The sequence below is a fragment of the Novosphingobium sp. genome (assembly GCF_019748365.1).
Taxonomy (GTDB): Bacteria; Pseudomonadota; Alphaproteobacteria; order Sphingomonadales; family Sphingomonadaceae; genus Novosphingobium.
The window spans coordinates 52,020-75,869 of sequence record NZ_JAIEPN010000004.1; the positions used below are offsets into that span (position 1 = coordinate 52,020).

A 23,850-nucleotide genomic window follows, 5' to 3' on the forward strand; every position below is an offset into this window, starting at 1 on the left:
TCAGAACGGCAGGCGCGCGCCATCCCAGGCAAACAGTCCCCCGCTGTCCGCAGGCGCCAGCCCCTCCAGAACCCTCAGCAGTGCTCCCGCTGAAAAGGCCGGCGTGAACAGCTTTCCCTCTGCCACTCCGCGCTGGAAGGGCGCGGATAGCCCGGTATCGACCGTGCCCGGATGCAAGGTCACCGCAATCGCTTGCGGGTGCGTCCGCGCCAGTTCCAGCGCAAGGTTCTTCACCAGCATGTTGAGCGCCGCCTTGCTGGCCCTGTAGGCATGCCAGCCGCCCAGCCGGTTGTCCGCAATCGAACCCACCCGCGCCGAAAGTGCGGCAAATACCGAGCGTCCGTCCCGCCGCAGCAGTGGCAGCGTGTGCTTCGCTATCAGCGCCGGGCCGATGGTGTTCACCGCAAACAGCTCGGCCATCCCCTCCGCGCTCAGCGCGCGGTACGATTTTTCGGGGCCGGCCCCGTCCGCCCGCGTTAGCCGGCCTGTTGCGATCAGCACCATGTCGAGCGGACCACCGATGCCGGTGCAGGCAGCGGCAATGCTCGCCTCGTCCTGCAAGTCGAAGGCAAACGGCCGCACCTTGCCCACGCCCGGCGTATCGCCCCGGCGCGATCCGGCATGGACTTCGGCCACATCGGCGCGCGCGGCCAGGGCTTCCGCCAGTGCGCCGCCAATGCCGCCGGAAGCTCCGAAAACCACACAGCGCAGCGCAGGGGAAAGATCGTTCATGCCGCCCGATTGGGCGCTCGGCCGTCCGCTGTCGAGCAGGTCGGAAGGGCAGTTGCTGTATTATCTTGCCAATACAGCTTGCGAAGCGGCCTTTGGCACGCCACATTGCCAGTACAAGCGCCCGCCGAATATCGCGGGGGCGGGAGTGAGACGTTACGCCATGGCCAGCAACTCGACCGATACCGTTTCCCCGATCACCCTGACCCCGCCCGATCCGGTGCCGGTCGTCGCGCCGACGCAGGCGGCCGGTCTCGTGCCGGTCGCGGACGATACCAAGTCGAAGCTCGAAGCCCGCGCGGAAGCCTTCGTCGCCGATCTCGTCGCGCAGGATGCGGCGAGCCCCGAATTCGGCAAGCGCGTCGATCAGCTGTCCAACATGGGCCGCAAGGAAATCGCGGCGGCGGCGGGCATGTCGAACCGCTTCCTCGACCGGCCCGTCCGCGCGATGGACAAGGACAGCGGCGTCGGCGCCGATCTCGCCGCGCTGCGCCGCACGGTGGAGGAGCTCGATCCCGGCCGGCAGGGCAATCTTTCCGCCCCGCGCAAGATCCTCGGCATCATCCCCTTCGGCAACAAGCTGAAGAACTACTTCGACAGCTACACATCCTCGCAAGGCCACATCAAGGCGATCCTCGACCGGCTTGCCTCGGGCAAGGACGAGCTCCTGATGGACAATGCCGCGATCGACGTGGAGCGCGGCAAGCTGTGGGAAGCCATGGGCAATCTCGAGCAGATGATCCACATCTCCAAGGTGCTCGATCAGAAGCTGGAAGATGCCGCGAACGATCTCGACCACACCGATCCCGCCAAGGCCAAGGCGATCCGCGAGACGGCGCTGTTCTACACCCGCCAGCGCACACAGGACCTGCTGACCCAGATGGCCGTCACCGTGCAGGGCTACCTCGCGCTCGATCTGGTCAAGAAGAACAACGTCGAGCTGGTGAAGGGCGTCGACCGTGCCGGCACCACCACCGTCGCCGCGCTGCGCACCGCGGTCACCGTCGCGCAGGCGATGACCAATCAGCGCCTCGTGCTCTCGCAGATCACCGCGCTCAACACGACGACCGCGAACATCATCGATTCCACCGGCAAGCTGCTGCGCGAACAGACCGGCAAGATCCACGAAATGGCGGCCTCGTCGACGATCCCGCTGGAAACGCTGCAACGCGCCTTCCAGAACATCTACGAGACGATGGACACCATCGACACGTTCAAGCTGAAAGCACTCGATGCGATGAAGCAGACGGTCGATACGCTTTCGGGCGAGGTCGAGAAGTCCAAGGGCTATATCGCCCGCGCCGAAGGGCAAGCACAGGCGAAGCTGGAAGGCGGTGCCACTTCGCCGCTGCTGAGCCTGGAGGGCTGACCCACTCATGGCGGAAAGCGCGAGCGAGAGCAGCCGCATCCTTGCCGAGGCGCGCGCCAGCCTGCAGCGCCAGCAGGCCGGCGGACGGCGCGTCGGCGGGCGTTCGATCGGGCGGCGCTCGGCGGAGCTGAAGCGGCTCCACATGGCGCGCAAGGCCGCGCGGATGGCCTTTGCGGTCATGGCGATCCTGCTCGGCGCGCTGGTCACGGGGCTGGCGATCGATGGCATCGGCTTCACCGGGATTGTCGTGACGTTCCTTGCCGTCGTCGCGGCGCTTGCCGTGCTCGGCACCTACCCCCGCATGAAAGTGCCCGAACTCGGCATGCTCAATCGCGGCGACGTCCGCTCGATGGTGGCGCGCACTGAGCTCTGGCTCGAAGCCCAGCGCCCGGCGCTCCCCGCGCCTGCCGTGAGCCTCATCGATCAGATCGGTGTGCAGCTCGATGGCCTTGGCCTCCAGCTCGAAGGCGTCGATCCCGCCGAACCCGCCGTTTCCGAAGTGCGCAAGCTGGTGGGCGAGCATTTGCCCGGCATGGTCGAAAGCTATCGCCGCATCCCGGCGAACCTGCGCCGCGAGACCCGCGACGGACGCAGTGCCGATCAGCAGCTGACCGACGGGCTCGGCAAGATCAGCCAGGAAATCGACGCGGTGACGCGCCAGCTCGCGGCAGGCGATCTCGATGCCCTCGCCGTGCGTGGGCGCTTCCTCGATTACAAATACGGGGATGGGCTGGAGCAGGTCGCCCCGCAGCTTGCGGCCCCCAAAGCGGAAAGCTGATGCGCGTCTCGATCCCCCACACCCTTGGCAAGGACGAACTGCGCCGCCGCATCGCCGCGCGGCTGGGGCAGGCGGAAGACAAGGCCAAGGGCATGCTCGGCAGCCTCGCCACGGTCGAGACCAGCTGGGCCGATGAGGACACGCTTGCGCTGGTGGTCAGCGCCATGGGCTACACCATCCCGTGCAGCGCCACGATCACCGAAGCTTCGCTCGATTTCGAGGTGGAGATTCCCGCCGGCGCCGGCTTCGCCCGGCGGATGATCGAGGCTGCGGTGCGCGAAAAGGGCGAGAAACTGGTCGGTTGACCGGCGCGTCTCAGGCGAGGCGCGCTTCCATTTCCGCAATCAGCGCATCAAGCGTGCCGAGGCTGTCGAGCGTCGGCGCGTCGATCAGGACTTCGACTTTGCCGCCGCGTTCGCGCAGGACTGCCGGAAGCGGGACGCTCTTGTGCGGCGTATCGTCCTTGTGCTGGAACACAACCGGCATTGGCAGCCCCGCCAGCCACTTCCGCCACTTCGGGTCCATCCGCAGCGAGCCGTAAGTCACCGCGCAGAGGCTGCACGGGTAGGTCGAGGGCGAAAGCGTCTTGTGCAGCGAATCGAGCGCCATCTGCACCAGCCCGCCATTGGCGTTGTAGATGAAGATCAGGCGGTCCGGTGCAGGCGGGGCGGACGCGTTCACGCCGCCAGGCTATACGGTTCGATCTCGCCGCTCAGATACTGCTTCTTCGCCTTGGCGCGGCTCAGCTTGCCCGAGCTGGTGCGCGGCAGCGTGCGCGGGGGCACGAGCTCGATCACGCAGTTCATGCCGGTGATCGCGCGCACCTTCTCGCGGATCGCATCGCGCAGTTTCACGCGCTCCTCGGGGTCCGAAACGCGGCAGTGGACGAGCACCGCCGGGGTTTCCTCGCCGCTTTCGGTCTCGACCGAGAACGCCGCGATATCGCCCTGGTGGAATCCCGGCAGCTGCTCCACCGCCCATTCGATATCCTGCGGCCAGTGGTTCTTGCCGTTGATGATGATCATGTCCTTGGCGCGGCCGACGATGAACAGGTAACCCTCTTCGTTGAGGTAGCCCATGTCGCCGGTATCGAGCCAGCCATCAACCATGCAGGCTTCGGTCGCTTCGGGATCGCGGAAATAGGAGTGCATGACCGAGGTGCCGCGGCACCACACCTTGCCGATATGGTGGTGGGAAAGGGCCTCGCCATGTTCGCCGCGCACTTCGATTTCCATGCCGCGCACGGGCACGCCGCAATTGACGATCGCGCGGTAGCGGGCAGGCCGCGAAAGATCGCGCGGGGTGCCGGAAAGGCGCTCTTCCTCGACGAGCTCGACACGGATGCCTTCGCCCGGCGGCATCAGCGTGACGGCGAGGGTCGCCTCGGCAAGGCCATAGCTCGGCAGGAAGGCGCTCGCCTTGAAGCCGGCGTCGGCAAAGGCGTTGACGAAGCTCTGCATCACGTCGGGCCGGATCATGTCCGCCCCGTTGCCCGCCACCCGCCAGCGCGAAAGGTCGAAGCGTTCGGCGACATTGCTCTGGCTCGAGATGCGGCGGGCGCAGATGTCGTAACCGAAGGTCGGCGAATAGGAGAGCGTGGTGCCCTGGTTGCGGCTGATCAGATCGAGCCACGCCAGCGGGCGCCGTGCGAAGTCCTCGGTCTTGAGGTAGTCGGCCGAGACCTGGTTGGCGATCAGCGAGAGGAAGCAGCCGACGAGGCCCATGTCATGGTACCACGGCAGCCAGCTCACCGCGCGGTCGCCGGGCTGGAACTTCATGCCATTGGAATGGCCGGCAAGGTTCGCCAGCAGCGCGCGGTGGGTGACGGCGACGCCGTGGGGGAAGCGGGTCGAGCCGCTTGAATACTGCAGATAGGAAATCGCGTCCGGGTCGGGCGTCGGCAGCGGCGCGTCCGAAGGCTCGGCGGCGGCTTCGAATTCCTGCCAGGTCAGCCCCTTGCAGCCGCAGCGCTCTGCCGCTGCAGCGCAGATCGCAGCAATCTCGTCCGGATAGAGCAGCATGGCCGGGTCAGAGCTGGTGATCTGCACCGCCAGCTGATCGATGTAGTTTTCCTTGCCGCCGAAGCTGGTCGGCAGCGGCAGCGGCACTGGCCAGGCGCCCGCATACATCGCGCCGCAGAACAGGGCGGCGAAATCGGGGCCAGTCTCGGCAATCAGTGCAATGCGGTCGCCCGGCTGGACGCCCATCGCGATCAGCCGCCGCGCGGCGACCAGCGCATCGGCGCGCAGCTCGGAATAGGGATAGACGTGGGCCAGGTTGCCGCGCGCGTCGTGGAAATTGAGCCCGCAGGCGCCTTCTGCGGCGAAATCGAGCGCCTCGCAGAAGGTGTTGAAATCGGCAAACCGACGCGGACGCCCGTCATCGTTGGGCGTGGGAACCAGAGCGGCCTTGGTGGCGGCTTCCAGGACAGTCATGCGTTACCCCGTTTATTGGTCTGGTTGATCTTGAAAGGGGCCTTGGCGGCCTGTTCTGTTCCCGCAACACCTTGCGGGATGTTCCCATTTACGCGGGACTGTGGCACGAATGAGGCATGTCGCCACGAAACTCCGACACCAGTTTCGCGCGCGGGCCGGGCCGGGCCGGGGGCAGACGGCAGAAAACCCAGCCACCTCCGCTGGATAAAGCTGCTCTCGATGCGCTGGCACTGACCTATGTTGCGCGATTTGCGACAAGTTCGGGGCGGCTGGCAGACTATCTCAAACGCAAACTGCGCGAGCGCGGCTGGGCGGAAGAGACCGCTCCGGACGTGGCCGCGGTCGTTTCCCGCATGGCCGAGCGCCGCTACCTCGATGATGCCGCCTTCTCCGCCGCGAAGGGCGAAAGCCTCAGGCGGCGGGGCTATGGCGCGCGGCGGATCGACGATACGCTCAGCCATGATGGCATTGCCGAGCCCTTGCGCGCCGCCGCGCGCGGCAGCGAGACCGAGCGCCGCCATGCCGTCATGGCCTTTGCGCGGCGCAAGCGGTTCTGGCCTTATTCAGGTGAACCCTGTCTTGATCCTGCCCTGCGCCGCAAGCAACTCGCGGCCTATCTTCGCGCCGGACACGGGCTTGACCACGTACGCCGGGTGATGGATGCGCGGGACCTTGATGAACTCGAAGAATGGGCTGACGAACATGCCGAAGACGCTTTGGAATAGGGCCGCCGGCCTGGCGCTGGTGATTGCCGCCGTAGGCTGCTCGCCGCTCGGCGCCGGTTCGACCAGCGCGCAGGGTACGGTCACCACGGCGCCCGCTGCGCAGTCGGCGGTCCATCCGGTCTCGGGCCTCAAGGTCGTGCCGCTGACTGTCACGACCGCTGGCGGGGCGCATGTGTTCAAGGTCGAAGTCGCCGCCAGCCCCGCCGAGCAGGAGCGCGGCCTGATGTTCCGCACCACGATGGGTGCGGACGAGGGGATGATCTTCCCGATGGATCCGCCGCGCCCCGCCGCGTTCTGGATGAAGAACACGGTGATCCCGCTCGACATCATCTTCGTCGGCGCGGACCACAAGGTGCTCAACATCGCTGCGAATGCGGTGCCCTATGATCTTTCGCCGCTGCCCTCGTTTGGCAATGCGGCGGGCGTGCTGGAGCTCATTGGCGGGCGCGCCGCGCAGATTGGCCTCAAACCGGGCGACACGGTCAACTGGTAGGCTTTTGTCCACTAACGCGGAAGGCGGCACCGGCCCGCCGAACCGGGCAATCTCGATATGTTCCCACGCCACGCCGCTACCCTGCGCAAGGGGCTTTGCTGTGCAGACTATGAAGGCAGGGCCTCAATGCAACCACTTATGCGGACACATCGTGCCGGAACGATGCATCCGCCGCTTGCATGGCCCCCCTCTGAGACGCTAAGCGCGCATGCCATGAGCATCCTCGGCAAGATCTTCACCTGGTGGGACGGCGCCACTTTCGGCACCATGGTCGACAGCGCGCGCAATGGCGTGAAAGTCGGCCAGGACGCGCAAGGCAACACCTACTACCGCGCGCGCAAGCCCTATCCGAAGGGCCACCCCTTCGCCGGACGCGAACGGCGCTGGGTGATCTACAACGGCGCCAATGATGCCAGCCGCGTGCCCGCCGAATGGCACGGCTGGCTCCATGGCAATTTCGATGGCACGCCGGAAAGCAACCTTCCCCCGGCACGGATCTGGGAAGTGGACTTCACCCCCAACGCCACCGGCACTTCTGCCGCCTATCGCCCGCAGGGCGCGCTTGAGCGCGGCGGCAAGCGGGCCCGGGCTACGGGCGACTACGAAGCCTGGTCGCCCGAAGGCTGATGCGCCACATCGCACCGCTGCTGCTTGTGCCGGCACTGCTGGCGCTCGGCTCATGCGGCGGCAACAAGAACGCCGAAGCCCCGCCGCCGAGCGAGGCGACGCAAGGGGCGGGCCCCGCCGCCGATGCGTCCGGCGTGGTCGAAAACGAGTTCGGCACCCCGGTCAAGGACCGCGTGGCGACACTCGGCTTCCTCAACAAGCGCAACAACATCACCCAGATCGTCCAGCTGAAGACCGGCGAATCGCGCCGCATCGGCAATGCAATCATCAAGCTCGCCACGTGCGAGCGCACCGCCCCGTGGGAAGATCCGCCCGAGACCGGCGCCTTCGTCCAGCTCTTTGTCGAGGAGCGCGCGACCACCCGGGAAAAGCTCGCCTGGCACAAGGTCTTCTCGGGCTGGCTCTACAGGAATTCGCCCGCGCTCAATGTGGTCGAGCACCCGGTCTATGACGTCTGGGTCAAGGACTGCGCGATGAAGTTCCCCGGCGAGGAGGACAGCCCCGCCGCCGCCGCGTCCACCAGCAGCGCGGCAAAGCCCGCCGGCAAGCCGCTTGCGCCCGCAGCAGCACCCGCCGCGCCGGACGCTGTTCCGGCCGACGATACGCCTCCGGCCTGAGCGCTGTTGCCTGGCCCCAGTGCGGCCTGCAGCAGATCGAGATAGCGCGCCTGCGGAATTTCCACCGCGCCCAGCGAGGCAAGGTGCGGCGTGGTGAACTGGCAATCCAGCAGCTGCGCCCCTGCGCGCCGCAGCGCCGCGACCAGCCACGCCAGCGCGACCTTGGACGCATCGCTCGTGCGGCTGAACATGCTTTCCCCGCAGAACACCCGGTCGAACCCGACCCCATAGAGCCCGCCGACGAGCACTTCGGTCCCGCCCGGCCCTTCCTGCCAGGTCTCGATCGAATGGGCATGCCCGTGGCGGTGCAGCTCGCGATAGCTTTCGGCGATGCGCAGGCTGATCCAGCTGTCCTCCGCATCGATGCGCGGCGCGGCACAAGCGTCGATCACCGCGTCGAACGCCTCGTTGCAGGTCACGCGGAAGCGCCCACGGCGCAAGGTGCGGGCAAGGCTGCGCGACAAGTGGAACCCGTCGAGCGGCAGGATCGCGCGCATGCGCGGCTCCACCCAATAGACATCTGGATCGTCACGGCTGTCCGACATCGGAAAAATGCCGGCGCGATAGGCCTGCAGCAAAAGCTCGGGCGGAATGATCGAGGTCTCGTGCCGTGACATCTTTCCAGCATTGTTCTTTGGTTGCGCTGGCCGCGTCAACCCACTAAGGGCGCTTCTCCGGCACAGGAGTGTAGCTCAGTTGGTAGAGCATCGGTCTCCAAAACCGAGGGCCGGGGGTTCGAGTCCCTCCACTCCTGCCACTTCGTGGCAAAAAGGCGCCTAATTCAGGCGGTTAGGGCTGGGTTAGACAATCAGCGCTTTGGACAGTTAGCCAAATCGAAGGCGATCACCGGGGTAATGGCCTGCTCGGCCATGCGCTTTTGCTCCACGGCGGCGGTGTAGGTTGCGACCTGGCGGTCGGTGGTCCAGCCTCCCACCGCCTTCAATTCCTGATTGCTCGCGCCCGCTTCGGCCGCCCGGCGCGTGATCGCCTTGCGCAGGCCGTGGGCGCTGCAGTGGGGCAGGCCGGCATCGTCGCACCATTTGCGCATGCGCTGGCCGAGCCCGGCGCGGGTGAAGGGTTTGCCATAATCCGTCACCAGAAAGGTCTCGGTCCCCGTCACCGGCATCGCCTCGATCGCTTCCATGAGCTGCGGCGCGGCGGGCAGCCAGATGGTCTGCCCGGTGCTGTCCTTCGTCTTCGCCGGCGTCACCTCGATCATGCCGTCCTTCAGGTGCTTGCGCCCGAAGGTAGAGGCATCGCCCCGGCGCAGCGCGGTCCACAGGAAGATTTCGAGCGCGAGGCGCGGCTTGGTGCCCAGCGGGTGGTGGGCGCGATACTGCGCGATCTCTGCCTCGGTCCATGTGTGGAAGCCGCCCTTGGGCACCGCGATCGATTCGGCCTGATCGACCGGGTTGGGCCGCTGCAGGCCAAGCAGCTTGATCGCATAGTCGAAGAACGGCTTCATCTCGCCGCGCAGGTTGGCGGCGGCGCTCGGCCCGCCGATCGTGCGGCCCTTGGCATCGGTGCGCTTGGTTGCCGCGCGCAGCAGCAGGGCCTCGATATGGTCGAACCGGAAGTTCACGATCAGATCGTGCTGCACCTCGGCCACGAACTTTTCGAGGATCAGCCGCGCCGTGCGCGCCGTCGCCTCGCTCTTCCCGCCGAGGAAAGCCGCCGATGTGTAGTAGCGCGCGGCCACCCAGCCCACCGTTCCATGAGCATAGCGCGGCGCAGGCTCGGCCTTCGTGTTCGCAGCAAAGGCTGCCAGCTCGGTCTGCCCCTCCGGCGAGTTCGGATGCGCCTTGAAATAGGCCGAGCGCCCGGCATGGCGCCAGCGATAGTGGCGCTTGCCATGGCGATCGACAAACGAGCTGACGTAGGGCGGGAGCTTTTCTTTACGAGCCATTCGGAAGGAAACGATCGAGCGGGTTGGCGGCGCCCGGTGCGGGGCCGTCCGATTCGCCGATGATGATCTCGATCCGCTGATTCGCCAAATCCAAGACGATCCGAGCCCGCTGAAATCCGGCTTCGGCAACGGCCTTGCAGGCGCGCGCCGTCTCGGCCTGCGGGATCATGGCCGGTTTCGTCATGGTGCGCTCACCTCGGGCAGCCGCCGCACGGCGTAGCGGCTGACGATGTGGTTCACGCCGTCCGCAAACTCGATCTGGATGCTGTTCATCCGGCCCCGCGCGATCACGCGGCAGGGCTGGCCGAAGCGCTCGGGCAGGGTGGCGCGGATCCGCCAGTAGTGGGTCATGGGCTCCGTCATGCCGCGCACCGTTCCTCCCACGCCGCGGTGATCCGGCGGACGGCCGTCTCAAAGTGCGCGGGGTTGTGCTCGATGCCGGTGAAGACCTTGCCGGCGCGGATCGCGGCGACGCCGGTGGAGCCGGTGCCCATGAAGGGATCGCAGACGGTCTCGCCCGCCACGTTGCGCAGGATCTTGTTCATTAGCGCATCGGGCTTCACCGTCGGGTGATCGAAGGCGGCGGTGCGCACGGTGCCGGTGTGCGTCCAGCGGTGCTTGTCATGGTGCTCGCCCTGCGGGTGCCAGCCCCGGTTCCAGGCGTGGATGTAGGGCTCCATGTCCGCCAGATAGTTCTTGTTGGCCATCGGCGAGGGGTTCGGCTTGGTCCAGACGCAGAGCGTGGCGCGGTGGAAGCGCGGGCGCAGATGGGCGAACATGTCGGCCACGATCAGGGCATCGGCATCGCCCCGGTCATCCTCGGCGATTTCGGGGATCAGATCGCCGAGCTGGTCCTGGTGGCAGAACACCACCACCGCGCCGCTCCACGCCGGGTTGATGATCGAGCGATCGAAGCCGCGATCGAGCCCTTCTTCCACGATGCGATTGGCCCCCTCGCGCGTCTTGCGGAAGGCGCCTCCCCCGGCGTTGTTGAAGGCATAGGGCGGGTCCATCACATCGGCATCCTGCCACCCCAGCGTGGGCCGGATGCGATAGGCATCGCCGAGGAACAGGCGGTGCGGGCCGATCTCGACGGGCGTCATGCGGCCCTCCACAGGATCGGCTTCTGATCGGGCGCGATGCGGTGGGCGCCGCGCGCCATCGGATGCTTGGGGGCGCCGCTCGCGGTCTTTCCCCAGCACCAGAGATCGGGATGCTGTCCCTCGCCGTTCTGAATTTCATCGATCACGTGGTCGAGCCACTGGCACTCGCGCGCGATCGCGCCCCAGCAGACGAAGACCTGATCGGCCGCCTTTGCCCAGTGCGTCACGCATTCGAGGTTGCTGTAGTAGAGATCATCGCGCGCGCCCCAGTCGCCGCCATCGATGCCGTCCACCCGGCGATAGACCTCGGCAGGGTCCGAGCTGCGCCACGGGTAGAGGTTCACCGCGACATAGCCGCCGAAGCCGAACAGCGCGAACCAGGCGTTCCACCAGCGGGTGGTGGGATCGTCCTGCAGGCCGTCTGCGGTCGACGGGTTGTGGCCGATCACGCAGGCGAGCGGGCCGGGGCCCCACTTGCGGCTGAGCGAATAGCGGCAATCCCCTGCAATGTACGCGCTGCGGTGAATGATCGGGTGGCCGAAGAGGTCGAGAGGTTCGCTCATCGCGCCTTCCTCCCATGCTGCGCGCCGCCCTTGAGCGCGAGGCCGAGGGGGGTGAGGCGGATGGCGGGGCGGCCGCGCGTCTGCACGAACTCGGCGCGGCCTTCGTCGACCAGGCGCTGCATGGCGCGCTGGAGGATGGCTTGGGGGATGAGGGGCTGGTTCACCGCGCGGCCTCCTGAAACCAGCGCGGCTTATAAAAGCGCGAGGTGAAGGTGTACTCGGTCGCCTCCTCGGAATCGATATCGGTGGCCTCGGGCCAGTTCGCGAGGATCTCGGCCTCATCATCGGCATAGGCCACGATGATATGATAGCCGTGGCCTACGCCGCTCACCCAATAGGGGTGCTTGATCGGCCAGTTGACCGGGCGCGGATCTTCGGTGGGCTGCTTGAAGCGACTGCGGATCATGCTGGCAATCCCTCAGGTTCGGGCAGTTCAAGCAGCGGGGCATGGCTGAAAGTCCAGCAAAACCGGCTCTTCCCGTCCGAACAGTTCACGGTCTTGTCGCGGATGAAGCGGGGTGACTGGCACAGCCGCAGTGCGTTCATGAGCGGCGTATCGATCTCGATAGGCACGCCGACCTCCGCAAAAACCTTCTGCACCTGCGGCAGGTTGAGCGCGATGAGGTGGTTGCGCCTGCTCTGGTTGAGCTTGATCCCTGCCTCTTCAACCTCGGTCACCGCGCTCCAGAATTGGGCGAGCAAGCCGGAAACATCGGGCGCGGCGTGGCCGATATCGCGGCCACAACGGGAAATGCCCCAGCTATCGGTGATCTGGTCAAGCCGTTCGAACAGGCCTGCGCGAAGATTTGGGTCGGTCTCCCGCTTGAGCGCCGTGCCGACGCGCATGAACTCGGCGACTGACAGCGGCCTTTGCTTGGCAATCCTGAGCGGTCCATGGAAATGCTCGAACACCGCGCGGAAGGCGCGGCGCTGGTAAGCCAAGACGCGCTCGCGAACCCCGGGATCGGTAATCCGGTCGGGGTGCAAAGTGACCAAGAAGGTATGAAACCCTTCCAGCGTCATGACCACCATGGACTGGGGGCCACCTGCCGAAGGGACCTCCATTATGGAGGTCCCTTCGGCCATGATCGGGTGGCGCTCGATGCGCTTGCGTTGAGGCTCCCAGTCAAGCCCGATCTGCTTGACCACGGCTGGCATGACGACGCGAATGTTGTCGCCCTCGCAGACGGTGAGAATGTCGCCATGGGCGAACGGGACGATTTGCAGATTGGTGCTCATGCGGATTTCCTCTTGCCGGGGAATTGGACCTGCATCTCGTCCATCACGCGCTGGCCGTGTCGCGCGAAGCTGGCGAAGATGGGGGCGACGGTGCTGGGGGTGATTTCCGCCGCATCCTGATCGGGCGGCGTGTCCATGATCAGGCCCAAGGCTTCGATCGCGGCGAACAGGTCGCGCAGTTCGAGCTTGGCGTCTTCAGAGACGGCAAAATGGGTGTTCTTGGCGGGATCGAACAGGCGAGTGACGTTCTCGCCAAAAGCGGGGTCGCTCATGGTCGTGGTCCTTTTGTCTGGACCCGGCCCACAGCTTCTAACCTGGTGGCCGGGGAACGCCGGGTTAGAAGACCGGTGGACCACGCGGGGCCGGCGTTCCTTGCGGAACCCCGACGCCCCCGACCATAGAAAAACGCGCCCGGAATCATCCAGCGGCGCGCCTTGTCGGCGTGATCCATTGCGGCTTCTAACCCGCGCCACCGCCGTATCTGCGGTGACGGGGCGAAAGCTGCTCCGGGTTTCGCCGAATGTCAAGATCACTGGATCTGCCCTTTCGCGGCGAGGCAGCCACGGCTCCAGTCGCTATCGCGGACAAGGGAGGGCAGGAGTTCCACGCCGGCCGCATGGTTGGCCTGAAACTCGGCCATGGCAGCCGGTTCGTAATCGTAGGAGTGATCGTTCGGCGCGGCGATGACGCGCGGGGCTTCATCATGTGCGAAGTAGGCAACGGTCAGCGGATGGAAGCACTTCTGGCAATCATCGCCAAGTATCCACGGGTTGGGATAGTTGCCGTGGTGGTCGACGCCATCGTGCAGCGCCTTGTTCCAGCTATCGATGCCGGGCTCGTTGCAAAGCGGGCATAGCCAGCGGGTGAATTGATCGAAGGTGGTGTTGTCGCTCATGTCAGTTTCCCTGTTGGCGGGGGGAGAGGGACTGCAGGCGCGCGATTTCGCGGCGTGCGGCTTGCAGTTCGTGGGTGAGGGAGCGGACCTGCCGCTCGGCCACCTCGCGCTCGCGGATGGCAACCTCGCGCTCGTGCCGCGCGGCGCGGAGCTGGCCCTCCTGCGTGGCGATGCGCTTGATGGCCTTCAGGTAATCGGTGGGTGGCTTGTTGCTCACGGCACCACCCTTTCCGGCTCGGGCCAGTTCCAGAGGCCCTGCGCGCCGCGCATGGGGATGGGGGTTGGCCAGGCTTCGATTTCGAGCATGGGCCAGCCCCAGTTGGCGTGTTCGTCGCGGTCGGAATCGTTCGCGCGGGGGACGCCGAATTCCTCGGCGATCTCGCTGCCGAGACGGGGTTCGCCCACCACGGCGGTGCCGATGCCGCAGGCCATGGGCATCCGATCGCCGCTGAAAAGCGCATCAGCCAGGATTGGCAACGCCTTCTCCGTGATCAGGCAGGTTTCGCGCGCGGCCAGATCGATGTCATCACTAGCGCCTCGGTAGTAATGGACGTGCAGCAGATCGCGCGTTTCGAGAAAATCGATCTTGCGCGCGGCCGCGTGGATCACGATGCGCTGGCCGATCAGCGCGCGCGGCGGGCGCCAGCCCCGGAACTCATAGGGCTTGGCGCCAGCGATGATCAGGCTGGCCCACGGCTGCCAGATGGTGAGGGCCTTCATGCCGCACCGCCTTCCTGCGCTTTGATCGCATGGACCAAAGCCCACCCAGCGCGGGTGAGGCGAACGTATCCACTATATGGATGCAGTAAACCGAGGCCGGTGCCCGGGCGGGTCGGGTCTTCGCCTTTCCGATGAGTGCCGAGCCGCTTGTAGGCCAGATACGCTGAGCGCGACCGCGGCCAGAACATGCCGCCACTGCAATACTTGAGCTGCGGCGCGCACGCGTCACCCCTTTCGACAGCTGCCCGTTCGGCCCTCGCCACAGCCAGAATGAGCGCTGTTTCATCATCGGTGAGGCGAGGCTCATTAAAGCCGGTATCAAGGCGTGCGCACTGCACGGCCCGAACAACATCAGCGCTAAAGTGGAACTTCAGGGCGACCTTGATTTCCGGGTTGCTCTTGCCCTTGAGCGATAGCTTGAGGGCCTCATGGGCGATGGCGAGATAGTCGTTTCTCATTCCGCACCGCCTTCCCGAAGCCGCTTGGCCTCGGCGTTGTGAAGCTCGACCGCGAGCATGAACTGGCTCTCGGGCAGGGCGCGTAGCAGCGCTTCGTCGGGCTCAAAGCCATCATTGGCGAAGCGTGGCAGGCGCAGGAACGTCCGCCGCTCGGGGAACTCGGTGCGAAGGTCGGTCGGGAAGTAGATGCGCCCGCCGTCAATCGCCCATTCCTTCGGGTTGTAGCCGTAGGCAGAGGCCAGCTCGTGCGACTGGGGGGCGCAGGGCAGGGCGGCGATGCGCGCGGCAAGTTCCTTGCCGATCTTGCTGCCCTTGCGCGGGCGCGCCTCGATCCTTTCGCGGTCCCTGCCGACTTCGCGCCACCCGGTCGGAAGCGTGCCAAAGAACAAGCTCTGCACGCCGCCGTTGTGGCCGGGGCGGAAGCTGACGCCGCCGATCTCAATGACGAAAGCCCACTGGGCCTCTCGCGCTGCATCGATGCGGGCGTAGTAATCATCGGCCAGCTCGTGCGCGCCGATGATCTCATAAGTGGTGACGTAGACGGACATTTGGCGGGTCCTTTCGTGGTGGTCAGTCGAAGAGCATCCAGGGCGGTGGTGGCTGGCCCTCGGGTGCGGGTGGCGGGGGTGGTGGCGGTTGGCAGGGGCGCCCGTTCATCTTCGCCTGCAGGCGGGCGTTGCTCGCTTCCCAGCGGGCGCGGGCTTCGCGGCGGGCGAGTTCCTGCGCCGCCTCTGCCGGGGTGCAGCGCAGTTCGAGGGCGAGGGTGAAGGCGGCGCGGTGCTGGCGCCAGCGCTCGGCCGGGGAGAGGCGCTCACGCGACATGACGCCTTGGCCCCGGAAGAGCCTGCTGCGCGGCGAGCCGGGCAAGGTGCTGCTCTGCCTCGCGCTGCTGCGCGCGCCAGACGCGGTGGTAGAGCCGCTGTTCGAGGTTATCGAGCTCGGCCGCTTCGGCATCGGTCAGCACGCGCCGGGCATTCAGCTCGTAAAGTTCCCGGCGGCGCGCATCCTGCACGTGGTTGGGGATCTGGCGCTTCACGATTGCCACCATGCGCAAAGGCCGGTGACGAGCGCGGTGAGCAGCATCAGGCCGAGGTAGACCGCGATGAAGCGCAGGCGGTGCGGGCGCGGTTCGGGTTCGAGGGGGATCAGAGCCATGGGCAGGTCTCCAGAAGCGGGCACTGCGCCACGCCGGCGATGATCCGCTCGGCAAAGTGCAGCACGGTGAGGGTGAGGAGGGCGAAGAGGAGCTTGGCGCTCATGCCGCTGCCGCCTTCTGCGGGGCCGCATCCGCGCGCAGCAGGCGCGAGAGGCGGGCGAGGCGGTGCACCTTGGGTGCGCCATGCTCGGTGCGCTGCAGGTGCCAGAGGAGGGCGCCGAGGCGCTCCTGCTGATCGATCAGCTCGGGGCTGCGGCGGCGGCGCGCTTCGGCCTCCACGCGTTCGAGCGAAAGCTCGATCGCGGCGCGCCGGGCGGTGAGGGTGTGCGGCGGCGGCAGTTCGCCGTCTCCCCGCACGATCCAGCGCCATTCGGCCACGATCAGGCGCCAGGCGGCGATATCTGCCTCGGCAGCGTCGCTGGCGATGCGGCCGCTGCGTATCCACTCCGGATAGGCCTGCTCGCGCCGGGTAAGGCTTTCCTCGGCCTGGCATAGCAGCGCGGCATAGTTCCACGCCCATGCCGGCGCGGCAGGCCAGATATCGAGCGCGGCGGGATCGCCGAACACGAGCACCTCGGGGACGGGTTTGAGCTTCATGGCCGGGCTTCCCTCGCCTCGGCCAGCGCCAACACGAAGGCGCGGTTGTTGCGGTGCGCCTCGGCCCGGTTGAGCCGTTCGATGACCACCGGGTTCTCCTCGCACTCGAACTCGCCGCGATTGCGCTCGGCAAGCGCTTCGTGGCGCATGACAACGGCCATGGTGCGGTGCTGGCGATAGGGCCAGCAGGCCGGGGCGGCAGTAGGCCCGGCGGGGCGCGGGATATCGATCACCCAGCCCATCACGCGGCCGCCTTGCTGCGATTGCGGCGGGGGTGCCCGCCGGAAAGCATGGTGCGCGTGGGGATGCCGAGCCGGGTGCAATCGGCGCACCAGACGGTGCCCTGCCGCTGGGTCCAGCCCACCGGAAGCTGGCCATCGGCGCTGTTGTGGATCTGGCCACAACCACATTCGAAGCTGGGAAGGATCAGGCGCGTTTTGGGAGGCAGTCGCATCGATATGCTCCTCTTCAGATCACGGGGTTTTCGGAGAGCGGGCGCTGGAAGACCCAGCAGTGGAAGAACTTGCCGCTGGGGCTGTTGACCGACTTCTGGCCGACGAATTTCCGCGCCTTGCTCGCCTTCAGGTGGCGGCGCAGATCGTCCTCACTCGGCGGGTTCTGGCCGTGGGCGCGGCAGCGTTCGAAGAACTGCGGCAGGTTGACCGCGATCTCGCTCTCGGCCTTGCGGCTGTTGTTGAGCGGGCGGGCGGTATCGTCCGCCTCGATCTCGGTCAGGTAATCGAAGATGTGCCAGAACTTCTCGACCACCGGGTGTTCGCTGGAGGAAACGAGCTGGCGCTGCCTGGTCATCTCGGCGATGAATTCGAGGCCGGCACGGTGCAGCCCCTCGCTCATCGGCAGGATGCAGCGCATGGCGGTGAGCGCGGCGGCGAGCTGGGCGTGGTTGCGCAGCAGGCGCACGTTGTTGACGCCGGTGGCGCGCTGCAGCTCATCAACGTAGCGCGGGTAGCATTCGCGCCAGATCTTCAGGAACTCGCCCTCGCGCCGCAGCAGGTGCACGATGAAGCCGGAAAGGTCCTCCACCGGCCAACGCTCCAGCTTTTCCGCCGCTGCCTTGGTTTCCGGGCTGAAGCGGGCCTTGTCGAAATGCAGGCCCATGATGCGTTCGAGCACCGCCGGGGTGGCCATGACGGGATCGTTCTGGGCAATGATGATCGCGCCGCGAAACAGCGGCTCGAACGTTTCCATGCCGCCGTTCTTCACGCCGCGGCTGCGGGTGGCGCGGCCGTTGTAGAGGCTCTTGAGCTCCTCCCATTCAAACCGCCTGGAATGCGGCGCGCTGTCGCTGCGGTCGCCCTCGATGAGGACAACGGGGAGGTTGGAAACCTTGCCGAGGTTGCGCGCGATCGCGGCGGCGGTGGCCTTGGTGGGGTCGAAGCCTTCGTAATTCTCGCGCCCCGCCGTCTTCCACAGGAATTCCAGCAAGGTCGATTTGCCGGTGCCGGGCAGGCCGGACATTTCGAGGAAGCCGAGGCTCTTGGTCTCATGCCGGATCTGTTCGGCAAACAGGCTCATCGCCCAGAAGGCGGTGGTGACGAGGCCGTTCTCGCCAAAGGCATCGATCACCACCGGGAACCAGTCGGTCGGCACCTTCTGGCTGTCGTATTCGATATCGAGCAGCCGCTCGGTGGTGGCGAGCTTCAGCGAGCAATCGCCGAAATCGAAGAAATCCTCTTCGTTGAGGTCATGGACCCGGCCCCGGCGCACCGCGATATCGCCGAGCACATAGACCTCGCGCGCGCGGTCATATCCGGTGAACTCCAGCGTCTCGACCGTCTTGATGCGGCGGGTCTGCGCTTCCAGCAGCCGGTCAAGCTGCTCGCCCGTCCCGCGCCAGACCGCGCCCGAGGCGACCGAAATCAGGCGCTTCTTGAATTCGGCGCTGGCGGCCATGCTGCCGCCCGAAAAGCCTGCCTTCACCGCCGGCTTGTCGACCGGGAAATCGATGCGCAGGTAGTAGAGCGATTCCTCGGTCGCGGGGTTGCGCTGGAAATAGAGCGTGCGGAAGCTGGCGTTGCAGATCCGGGTGATCGCGCCAGCCTGCTCGGCGGCTTCCTGCCGGACTTCCTTGGGATCGCGGTCCGCCCAATCCGGGTTTTCCATCAATTCCTTGTAGGTATCGGCGATCTTCTTCGGGCTGAATTCGGCCCAGTACATCTCGTTATTGAAGGTGAGCGGGAAGCTGGTGCGCTCCCGCTGCTGCCACATCATCCACGCCTTCTCGAAGGCATCCTCGGCGATCAGCACCGCGCCGTTCTGGCGGTATTCCTCAAGGTGCTTGGCGGTCAGCCGCTCGCGCACCAGCAGGTTGTTCCAGTCGAGCTTGTCGTCCTCCCCTTCCGGCCGGGGCTGCGCGGCGGTGGCTTCCCAGCCTTCATCGCGCGCGCGCTTGACGTATTTGCGGGTGTATTCCGTGCCCGCCTTGCCGATATCGAACGCGAAGACCAGGCGGGGCTGGTGCGTGGGGTTTGGCCCGTTGGCAATCGCCTTGCGCAGGGCATCGAGCGCATGTTCGGGATAGTTGTTGACCGACATCGCAGAAACGGCCGCGAGGCCCTTCTCGTGCAGATCGGCGTGGCCGAAGGCCTGCACCAGCGCGGAAGCGTCGAAAATCCCTTCCGCGATCCAGATTTCCCTGGCCTGGGCAAGGTCCTCGATCGTGTGCGCGGGGTGCTGCCACCACTGGCCCTTGTAGCTTTTGCCCCAGGCGAAATGGGCTTTCTTCTCGAACCGGCCGGGCTGATCGATCAGGCGTTCCCAGTGGCTGCCGCCGGGAAGGGGAAAGCGCACCGTCGCGCTGGTGATATTGCGCTGGCGATCGACGTAGGTTTCCTGCGTGTAGCACCCGCGCAGCAGCCGCAGATCGAGGCCGCGCGCGTGGCTGAGATAGGCATCGGCGGCAGCGTGGGGGTTCGTCTCGGTCTGCTGGTGGCGGTTCGACCAGTTGTCGAAAATCTCCGGGTAAAGGTCGCGGACTTCGCCTTCCCATCCGCAGCGGTTCTGCCGCCCGCAGCGCAGCACCCACGGGCTCTTGGCCGAGGTATAGAGCTCGCGCTTGCTGCACTGGGGGCACTTGCCCTTCTGCAGCCAATCGCCCTCCTCCGCGTCGAACCTGAAGTCGCGCTTGATGTTGGTGAGGACTTCCTGGCGGATATCATCGCGCATGAAAAACGGGGGCTTTCAGAAAGGCGGCGGGCATGGAGAGGGCGTCGCCGGAAGCGGGGTCCAGCGGGCGGGCAGGGTTGGCGGGGCTTGATTGGGAGGCGGGCCGGGGATCAGCCCCAGAAATCAGGGGGGCGGCTCGTAAGGCGGGCTTGGCGCGAAGAGCTCGGGCTGCGCGGGATCAACCGGGCGCAGCATTTCGAGCACTTCCTGCCGGGTGGGGACGCGCAGGGGCAGATCGACCTTGGGGTTCGGAATCGCGCTGGGGGTCAGGCCCCAGTCATAGTGCTCGCTGGCGCGCCATGCGTGGCCGCAAAACAGGTTTGAGCACTGATAGTAGATCTCGCGGTGCGTCGGCGTGATCTCGCGGCTCGTGCGGCGGCGGCCGACGCAGCCGCAATGCGGGCAGCGCAGCGCGCCGGATTTTCCGGGCTGATCGGAAATGTCAGCCGGGGTGTGCTCGGCGGGGATGAGGGCTTCGGCTGCCATGGTCATGCTTCCCCCACTTCGTGACGATCGAGCGCGGCAATGCCGTCCGTCAGGGCCTCGATCGCTTCCTCGGCCTCGCGGCGGGCGGCGCGGCGCTTCGCCGGGTCGCGGCAAGTCGCCGCTTCGATCAGGGCGCTGATCGCCTCTCCGCTTTCGCGCGCAGCATTGGCGGCGGCGAAGGCGAGATCGGCAGAGGTGCCATCGCGCGCGGCGAGTTCAAGCTGGGTGGTGAAGACGCGGTGGAACGGGCCATGGTCCCCGCCGGCGGCGATGAAGGCGCCATCGAGCCGCAGCGCATCGATGATCGAAATCTCGCTGTCCGCATCGGGATCGGACCACATGCGCACGAGCCGCTCGCTGCGGCCCACCAGCATGGCGCACTTGTCCCACCCGATGCGCGCCGCAATCACGGTGAGCGCGCGGTGGAAAGTGAGGGGCTCGCGGCGCTTGGTCATGCTGCGCGGCCCTGCAAATCGCTGTTCCGATTGAAAGAGACGCGTTCGCCGCCCCGGTCTACGCCGTGCCATGCCGGGGGTGCAGCGGGCACCTCCACCGGATAGAGATCAGGACGCAGCAGATGCCGGGAAACACCATAGAGCTGTTCGCAGAGCAGCACCTTCTCACCGGGCAGGGTGCCGAGCCCCCTCATCCAGCGCGAGACGCTGGCTTGGGAAACCTTGATCCTGTCGGCCAGCGGAACCTGGCCACCGGCGCGCTTGGCGCATTCGGAAAGGGCATCGGCGGGTGTCATGCATGGGTTAATATGCACAAACGCATGACGCGTCAAGCGCAAACGCATGAACCATGCTGTAGGGGCGGTCGGTAGAACGGAGGCGATGGTGAAGCTTCGCTCGATCACGGCCGTTCGCCTGCAGGAACGCATGGACGAGATAGGCGTCTCGCAGGATCAGCTTGCGGCTGCCATCGGCTGCACGCAGGCCACGATCAGCCGAATATTGACCGGCGCGTCCCAGAATTCGCGGTGGCTGCCCAAGATCGCAGTCAACCTTGCGGTCAATCTCAACTGGCTGATGGGGGTGACCGATCAGAAGATCGACATGGTCGACGTCGATGGCGAGCAGATCAGCGAGGATACGCTGGCCGCGATGCGCGCCGGCGTGATCGCGAACCGGCTGCAGCGGCCCGAGCAGCTCGGATCAGGAGCGGGCATCGAGGACAAGCGCCTCGGATTTCGTGGTTTCCCAAGCGAGGAGACGTTTGATCCCGCAGCGCAGGCTGCGGAGCTGGGCATGGTTGCCGTGCGCGAACTGAATCTCGCCTTCGGCATGGGCGCTACGTTCCTTGATGTGCCGGTGACCGAGCAGGTGCGCTATTTCCCGCGCGAATGGCTGCGCCAGTTTACCAAGGCCGCGCCGGAGCATCTGGCATGGGTGCAGGGCGTGGGCGATTCGATGGCGCCGACGCTGCTGGACAGCGATACGCTGCTGCTCGACCTTTCGAAGAAATCGCTCAGCATGTCCGATCAGATCTGGGCGCTCGCCTATTGCGGGCTCGGGATGGTCAAGCGGCTGCGGCCAACGCCGGACGGCGGCTTGCGGCTCCTGTCAGACAATCCCGCGGTGCCCGAAGAGACCTCGCACGATGGTGAGGTGCAACTGATCGGCCGGGTGGTGGCGTTCACGCGGAAACTGTGAGGGTATCGTGATTATCCTAGTCGCTGCGCTAGCAACGTCGCCACTGGATAGCTGCATAGCAGCGGTGCGAACTGATTTGTCCAACGCCATGATGGCATGCGCCGCCCCGAAACCTGAACTCGTGCCGGGAGCCGATCCGACAGACCCGTCTAGCTATCGCGCACGAGAAGACCTTTCGCAGGCTTGTGCCGATGCGATGCGGGCGGGGGAAATGGCTGGCAGGTTTGGGCCGCGGCTGCCCTCGACCGCCCGGGAGGGGTTTATTCGCCAGTTCGAGCAGAAACTCGCCCTGTGCCGAAATCCTGACTTAACGAAGGCTGTCCCAGTTCTGAAAACCACTAATCTGTGGGATTGAATAGATGAGCAGCCAATTGCCAAGGGGGACGAATGGCTGGTTTTCTTGATCGCCTCGCCGCTGCCGTCGCGGGCAAGGCCGTGCCGGTGCCCATGCCCGCATGGGTGCAGCCGAGCGTGCCGGACGTCGAGGAAATCATCGCGGCCAAGGAGCGCGATGCCAGCTCGAGCTATGCCGGGTTCATCCGCTACACCGATGCCGATGGGGTGATGACCGCGCGGCGCATCGTGTGCCGATCGATCACGGGCTATGGACGGCCCGAGACTGTCACCGCCTGGTGCTGCGAGCGCAAGGCAATGCGGTCCTTCAAGATCGAGCGGATCAGCGAACTAGTCTGCCTTGAAACCGGCGAGGTGCTGGATCCGGCGGGGCATTTCGATCAGCTTTGGATGCACGGCGCGCTGAAGGTGGCTGACAAGGCGCTCAACGATTTCGGTCGGGTTCTGGCCTTCATGGCGCGCTGCGATGGCTCGGTGCACCCGCTGGAGGCAGACAGCATCGAGCATTCGCTGGAACGCTACATCGTCCGGTTTGGCGGCGATGATCGCATGCTGGGAAGTGCGCTGGCGAACATCGGCAAGATCGCGCCCGATGGCGATGATCTGGTCATCTCGCTCGGGCGGCTTGTCCGCCATGCCGAAGCACGCAAGCTTGCCCGCCTCCTGCTCGATTGTGTGGGCGAGGTGACCGCTGCCGATGGCCGCTATGCGCCGAGCGAGATCGAATGGGCCGAGGTGGTGACCGAGGGCCTGAAGGAAACGGCACGGTGAGCCGCGCGGCTCATGCCTGAGGGAAATCATGCGCAAAGTTCTGATCGTACTCGCAGCCGTGGTGCTGGTGGTTGGCCTGTGGTTCTATGCCTCGCCCAGTCTGGCGCTCAACGGGCTGAAGGAAGCCGCGCTTGCCGGTGATCGCGATGCGTTGGAGCAAAAGGTCGATTTCCCCTCGGTCCGCGATTCGCTGAAGAGCCAGTTCAAGGCGAAGATGGTTGCCGAGATGGCCAAGGACGAAAACGCCGAGAACGGCTTTGCGACGCTCGGCATGATGATCGGCTTTGCCATGGTCGACCAGATGATCGACGGCATTGTCAGCCCCGATGGCATGAAGGCGATGATCAGGAACGGGCGCTTCACCAAACCGGGCGAGGCCGGTGCCGAACCGGCCAAGCCGACAGAGTGGATCATCGAGCGCGACGGCCTCGACAAGTTCAGGGCACGGCCCAAAGGCGAGCCTGCCGACAAGGTGCCGATGCTGGTGTTCAAGCGCGATGGCTTGGGCTGGCGGCTGAAGTCGATCGATCTTGTGGAAGGATCCTGAGATGCATCGCCGCATGTTCCTCGCCGGGCTGTTGGCACTCGCGGCGAGTGGGGCCCCGGTGGATGCGCTGGCCGGAAGCAAACCCAAGCGCCGCCGGCGGATTCGCGGGATGAGCGGGGGCGCAGGCGCGCGCGGCACCGCAGATGATGGGAAGTGCCCCTGCAACGGGGGCAAGGTCTGCGTGGGGCCGCGCGGCGGGCGCTATTGCATCACGAGCAGCGGCGGAAAGAGGTACGGGGTTTAGCGCATGACGGCGGTAACGCGCCTCCGGTTTGCCTGTGATGAGGCGGCTCTACCTTGTCGCAGGAGTCGAGCCCATGCCCTGGAATATCATCCCCAAGATCGTTGAGTTGTTCGTTCGCGCCGAGAAGCCGGGCCACGCGCTGGCTGCCCTCCTCATCATCATGATCAGCGTGACAGCGATGTATGCCTTGCGTTGAC

The 23,850-nt window shown here is 66.0% G+C and carries 38 protein-coding genes, 1 tRNA gene and 1 pseudogene; 12 read left to right on the forward strand and 28 right to left on the reverse strand.

Going from position 1 to position 23,850, the window contains the following annotated elements; genetic code table 11:
* Positions 1-732 (reverse strand): SDR family NAD(P)-dependent oxidoreductase, encoded by a 732-nt coding sequence (locus K5Q19_RS00920; RefSeq protein ID WP_292939908.1) that lies wholly within the window; start codon positions 730-732, stop codon positions 1-3.
* Positions 733-892: 160 nt separating this feature from the next.
* On the opposite strand from K5Q19_RS00920, the gene K5Q19_RS00925 reads away from it, so the two are divergent.
* The 3 genes from K5Q19_RS00925 to K5Q19_RS00935 are packed head-to-tail and all read left to right on the forward strand — an operon-like array spanning position 893 to position 3,181.
* The gene (locus K5Q19_RS00925; protein ID WP_292940125.1) at positions 893-2,098 is read left to right on the forward strand and encodes a toxic anion resistance protein; all 1,206 of its coding nucleotides are present in this window, start codon (positions 893-895) and stop codon (positions 2,096-2,098) included.
* Between the two features lie 7 nt (positions 2,099-2,105).
* The gene (locus K5Q19_RS00930) at positions 2,106-2,876 is read left to right on the forward strand and encodes a hypothetical protein (RefSeq protein WP_292939910.1); all 771 of its coding nucleotides are present in this window, start codon (positions 2,106-2,108) and stop codon (positions 2,874-2,876) included.
* On the forward strand, positions 2,876-3,181 hold the full coding sequence (locus K5Q19_RS00935; protein ID WP_292939912.1) for a hypothetical protein: 306 nt from the start codon (positions 2,876-2,878) through the stop codon (positions 3,179-3,181). Before K5Q19_RS00930 ends, K5Q19_RS00935 begins: the two co-directional genes overlap by 1 nt.
* 10 nt (positions 3,182-3,191) lie before the next feature.
* Here K5Q19_RS00935 and K5Q19_RS00940 read toward each other — a convergent pair whose 3' ends face one another.
* Together K5Q19_RS00940 and K5Q19_RS00945 are read right to left on the reverse strand one after the other, a co-directional pair.
* On the reverse strand, positions 3,192-3,557 hold the full coding sequence (locus K5Q19_RS00940; RefSeq protein WP_292939914.1) for a hypothetical protein: 366 nt from the start codon (positions 3,555-3,557) through the stop codon (positions 3,192-3,194).
* A complete protein-coding gene (locus K5Q19_RS00945; protein WP_292939916.1) occupies positions 3,554-5,311 on the reverse strand; it encodes a fatty acyl-AMP ligase in 1,758 nt (585 codons plus the stop codon). Before K5Q19_RS00945 ends, K5Q19_RS00940 begins: the two co-directional genes overlap by 4 nt.
* Positions 5,312-5,427: 116 nt before the next feature.
* Here K5Q19_RS00945 and K5Q19_RS00950 point away from each other — a divergent pair, with 116 nt between their 5' ends.
* From K5Q19_RS00950 to K5Q19_RS00965, 4 genes and pseudogenes are all read left to right on the forward strand, one after another.
* A complete protein-coding gene (locus K5Q19_RS00950; RefSeq protein WP_292939918.1) occupies positions 5,428-6,036 on the forward strand; it encodes a RecX family transcriptional regulator in 609 nt (202 codons plus the stop codon).
* Positions 6,014-6,529, forward strand: a complete 516-nt coding sequence (locus K5Q19_RS00955; RefSeq protein WP_292939920.1) for a DUF192 domain-containing protein — start codon at positions 6,014-6,016, stop codon at positions 6,527-6,529. The genes K5Q19_RS00950 and K5Q19_RS00955 overlap by 23 nt, the downstream gene beginning before the upstream one ends.
* A gap of 213 nt (positions 6,530-6,742) precedes the next feature.
* Complete coding sequence (locus K5Q19_RS00960; protein ID WP_292939922.1) at positions 6,743-7,156, forward strand: NADH:ubiquinone oxidoreductase subunit NDUFA12; 414 nt, start codon at positions 6,743-6,745, stop codon at positions 7,154-7,156.
* Positions 7,156-7,566 (forward strand): annotated as a pseudogene (locus tag K5Q19_RS00965) (DUF2155 domain-containing protein); the annotation flags it as partial. The gene K5Q19_RS00960 and the pseudogene K5Q19_RS00965, both read left to right, overlap by 1 nt.
* A gap of 35 nt (positions 7,567-7,601) precedes the next feature.
* Here the strand turns inward: K5Q19_RS00965 and aat are convergent.
* Entirely contained in the window at positions 7,602-8,390 is a 789-nt protein-coding gene (aat, locus tag K5Q19_RS00970; RefSeq protein ID WP_292939924.1) for a leucyl/phenylalanyl-tRNA--protein transferase, read from the reverse strand.
* A gap of 64 nt (positions 8,391-8,454) precedes the next feature.
* On the opposite strand from aat, the gene K5Q19_RS00975 reads away from it, so the two are divergent.
* Positions 8,455-8,530, forward strand: a tRNA-Trp gene (locus tag K5Q19_RS00975).
* A gap of 51 nt (positions 8,531-8,581) precedes the next feature.
* Here K5Q19_RS00975 and K5Q19_RS00980 read toward each other — a convergent pair.
* From K5Q19_RS00980 to K5Q19_RS01095, 24 genes are all read right to left on the reverse strand, one after another.
* The gene (locus K5Q19_RS00980; RefSeq protein WP_292939926.1) at positions 8,582-9,679 is read right to left on the reverse strand and encodes a tyrosine-type recombinase/integrase; all 1,098 of its coding nucleotides are present in this window, start codon (positions 9,677-9,679) and stop codon (positions 8,582-8,584) included.
* On the reverse strand, positions 9,669-9,863 hold the full coding sequence (locus K5Q19_RS00985; protein ID WP_292939928.1) for a hypothetical protein: 195 nt from the start codon (positions 9,861-9,863) through the stop codon (positions 9,669-9,671). Before K5Q19_RS00985 ends, K5Q19_RS00980 begins: the two co-directional genes overlap by 11 nt.
* Complete coding sequence (locus K5Q19_RS00990; protein WP_292939930.1) at positions 9,860-10,042, reverse strand: hypothetical protein; 183 nt, start codon at positions 10,040-10,042, stop codon at positions 9,860-9,862. The genes K5Q19_RS00985 and K5Q19_RS00990 overlap by 4 nt, the downstream gene beginning before the upstream one ends.
* Positions 10,039-10,782 carry a DNA methyltransferase gene (locus K5Q19_RS00995; protein WP_292939932.1) on the reverse strand — a complete coding sequence of 248 codons (744 nt, stop codon included), beginning with the start codon at positions 10,780-10,782 and terminating at the stop codon, positions 10,039-10,041. Before K5Q19_RS00995 ends, K5Q19_RS00990 begins: the two co-directional genes overlap by 4 nt.
* Positions 10,779-11,345, reverse strand: a complete 567-nt coding sequence (locus K5Q19_RS01000; protein WP_292939934.1) for a DUF1643 domain-containing protein — start codon at positions 11,343-11,345, stop codon at positions 10,779-10,781. Before K5Q19_RS01000 ends, K5Q19_RS00995 begins: the two co-directional genes overlap by 4 nt.
* The gene (locus tag K5Q19_RS01005) at positions 11,342-11,509 is read right to left on the reverse strand and encodes a hypothetical protein (protein ID WP_292939936.1); all 168 of its coding nucleotides are present in this window, start codon (positions 11,507-11,509) and stop codon (positions 11,342-11,344) included. The genes K5Q19_RS01000 and K5Q19_RS01005 overlap by 4 nt, the downstream gene beginning before the upstream one ends.
* Entirely contained in the window at positions 11,506-11,751 is a 246-nt protein-coding gene (locus K5Q19_RS01010) for a hypothetical protein (protein WP_292939938.1), read from the reverse strand. The genes K5Q19_RS01005 and K5Q19_RS01010 overlap by 4 nt, the downstream gene beginning before the upstream one ends.
* Complete coding sequence (locus K5Q19_RS01015) at positions 11,748-12,584, reverse strand: phage antirepressor N-terminal domain-containing protein (protein WP_292939940.1); 837 nt, start codon at positions 12,582-12,584, stop codon at positions 11,748-11,750. Before K5Q19_RS01015 ends, K5Q19_RS01010 begins: the two co-directional genes overlap by 4 nt.
* On the reverse strand, positions 12,581-12,856 hold the full coding sequence (locus K5Q19_RS01020; protein WP_292939942.1) for a hypothetical protein: 276 nt from the start codon (positions 12,854-12,856) through the stop codon (positions 12,581-12,583). The genes K5Q19_RS01015 and K5Q19_RS01020 overlap by 4 nt, the downstream gene beginning before the upstream one ends.
* Before the next feature lie 257 nt (positions 12,857-13,113).
* Positions 13,114-13,479, reverse strand: a complete 366-nt coding sequence (locus tag K5Q19_RS01025; protein ID WP_292939944.1) for a hypothetical protein — start codon at positions 13,477-13,479, stop codon at positions 13,114-13,116.
* Position 13,480: 1 nt separating this feature from the next.
* Positions 13,481-13,696 (reverse strand): hypothetical protein, encoded by a 216-nt coding sequence (locus K5Q19_RS01030; RefSeq protein WP_292939946.1) that lies wholly within the window; start codon positions 13,694-13,696, stop codon positions 13,481-13,483.
* Entirely contained in the window at positions 13,693-14,199 is a 507-nt protein-coding gene (locus tag K5Q19_RS01035) for an ASCH domain-containing protein (protein WP_292939948.1), read from the reverse strand. Before K5Q19_RS01035 ends, K5Q19_RS01030 begins: the two co-directional genes overlap by 4 nt.
* Positions 14,196-14,657, reverse strand: a complete 462-nt coding sequence (locus K5Q19_RS01040; RefSeq protein WP_292939950.1) for a hypothetical protein — start codon at positions 14,655-14,657, stop codon at positions 14,196-14,198. The genes K5Q19_RS01035 and K5Q19_RS01040 overlap by 4 nt, the downstream gene beginning before the upstream one ends.
* Positions 14,654-15,205: a hypothetical protein gene (locus tag K5Q19_RS01045; RefSeq protein ID WP_292939952.1), complete on the reverse strand. Its 552-nt coding sequence runs from the start codon at positions 15,203-15,205 to the stop codon at positions 14,654-14,656. The genes K5Q19_RS01040 and K5Q19_RS01045 overlap by 4 nt, the downstream gene beginning before the upstream one ends.
* Positions 15,206-15,227: 22 nt before the next feature.
* On the reverse strand, positions 15,228-15,479 hold the full coding sequence (locus K5Q19_RS01050; protein ID WP_292939954.1) for a hypothetical protein: 252 nt from the start codon (positions 15,477-15,479) through the stop codon (positions 15,228-15,230).
* Positions 15,469-15,693 (reverse strand): hypothetical protein, encoded by a 225-nt coding sequence (locus K5Q19_RS01055; RefSeq protein WP_292939956.1) that lies wholly within the window; start codon positions 15,691-15,693, stop codon positions 15,469-15,471. The genes K5Q19_RS01050 and K5Q19_RS01055 overlap by 11 nt, the downstream gene beginning before the upstream one ends.
* Positions 15,690-15,812, reverse strand: coding sequence for a hypothetical protein (locus K5Q19_RS01060; protein WP_292939958.1), 123 nt, complete (start codon positions 15,810-15,812; stop codon positions 15,690-15,692). The genes K5Q19_RS01055 and K5Q19_RS01060 overlap by 4 nt, the downstream gene beginning before the upstream one ends.
* Positions 15,813-15,912: 100 nt before the next feature.
* Positions 15,913-16,410: a hypothetical protein gene (locus K5Q19_RS01065; RefSeq protein ID WP_292939960.1), complete on the reverse strand. Its 498-nt coding sequence runs from the start codon at positions 16,408-16,410 to the stop codon at positions 15,913-15,915.
* Complete coding sequence (locus tag K5Q19_RS01070; protein ID WP_292939962.1) at positions 16,407-16,652, reverse strand: hypothetical protein; 246 nt, start codon at positions 16,650-16,652, stop codon at positions 16,407-16,409. Before K5Q19_RS01070 ends, K5Q19_RS01065 begins: the two co-directional genes overlap by 4 nt.
* Positions 16,652-16,864 carry a hypothetical protein gene (locus tag K5Q19_RS01075; RefSeq protein ID WP_292939965.1) on the reverse strand — a complete coding sequence of 71 codons (213 nt, stop codon included), beginning with the start codon at positions 16,862-16,864 and terminating at the stop codon, positions 16,652-16,654. Before K5Q19_RS01075 ends, K5Q19_RS01070 begins: the two co-directional genes overlap by 1 nt.
* 14 nt (positions 16,865-16,878) lie before the next feature.
* Positions 16,879-19,596 carry a toprim domain-containing protein gene (locus K5Q19_RS01080; protein WP_292939968.1) on the reverse strand — a complete coding sequence of 906 codons (2,718 nt, stop codon included), beginning with the start codon at positions 19,594-19,596 and terminating at the stop codon, positions 16,879-16,881.
* 123 nt (positions 19,597-19,719) lie between these two features.
* Positions 19,720-20,082, reverse strand: a complete 363-nt coding sequence (locus K5Q19_RS01085; RefSeq protein WP_292939971.1) for an ogr/Delta-like zinc finger family protein — start codon at positions 20,080-20,082, stop codon at positions 19,720-19,722.
* A gap of 2 nt (positions 20,083-20,084) precedes the next feature.
* Positions 20,085-20,537, reverse strand: a complete 453-nt coding sequence (locus K5Q19_RS01090) for a hypothetical protein (RefSeq protein WP_292939974.1) — start codon at positions 20,535-20,537, stop codon at positions 20,085-20,087.
* Positions 20,534-20,941, reverse strand: coding sequence for a YdaS family helix-turn-helix protein (locus K5Q19_RS01095; RefSeq protein ID WP_292939977.1), 408 nt, complete (start codon positions 20,939-20,941; stop codon positions 20,534-20,536). The genes K5Q19_RS01090 and K5Q19_RS01095 overlap by 4 nt, the downstream gene beginning before the upstream one ends.
* Between K5Q19_RS01095 and K5Q19_RS01100 the strand changes: the two genes are divergently transcribed.
* The 4 genes from K5Q19_RS01100 (at position 20,919) to K5Q19_RS01115 (ending at position 23,849) form a co-directional block, all read left to right on the forward strand.
* Positions 20,919-21,737, forward strand: a complete 819-nt coding sequence (locus K5Q19_RS01100; protein ID WP_292939979.1) for a LexA family transcriptional regulator — start codon at positions 20,919-20,921, stop codon at positions 21,735-21,737. The two genes, K5Q19_RS01095 and K5Q19_RS01100, sit on opposite strands and share 23 nt — an antisense overlap.
* A gap of 387 nt (positions 21,738-22,124) precedes the next feature.
* Positions 22,125-22,862: a hypothetical protein gene (locus K5Q19_RS01105; RefSeq protein WP_292939981.1), complete on the forward strand. Its 738-nt coding sequence runs from the start codon at positions 22,125-22,127 to the stop codon at positions 22,860-22,862.
* 28 nt (positions 22,863-22,890) lie between these two features.
* On the forward strand, positions 22,891-23,409 hold the full coding sequence (locus tag K5Q19_RS01110) for a DUF2939 domain-containing protein (RefSeq protein ID WP_292939984.1): 519 nt from the start codon (positions 22,891-22,893) through the stop codon (positions 23,407-23,409).
* 317 nt (positions 23,410-23,726) lie between these two features.
* Positions 23,727-23,849, forward strand: a complete 123-nt coding sequence (locus K5Q19_RS01115) for a hypothetical protein (RefSeq protein WP_292939986.1) — start codon at positions 23,727-23,729, stop codon at positions 23,847-23,849.
* The last annotated feature ends 1 nt before the right edge of the window (position 23,850 follow it).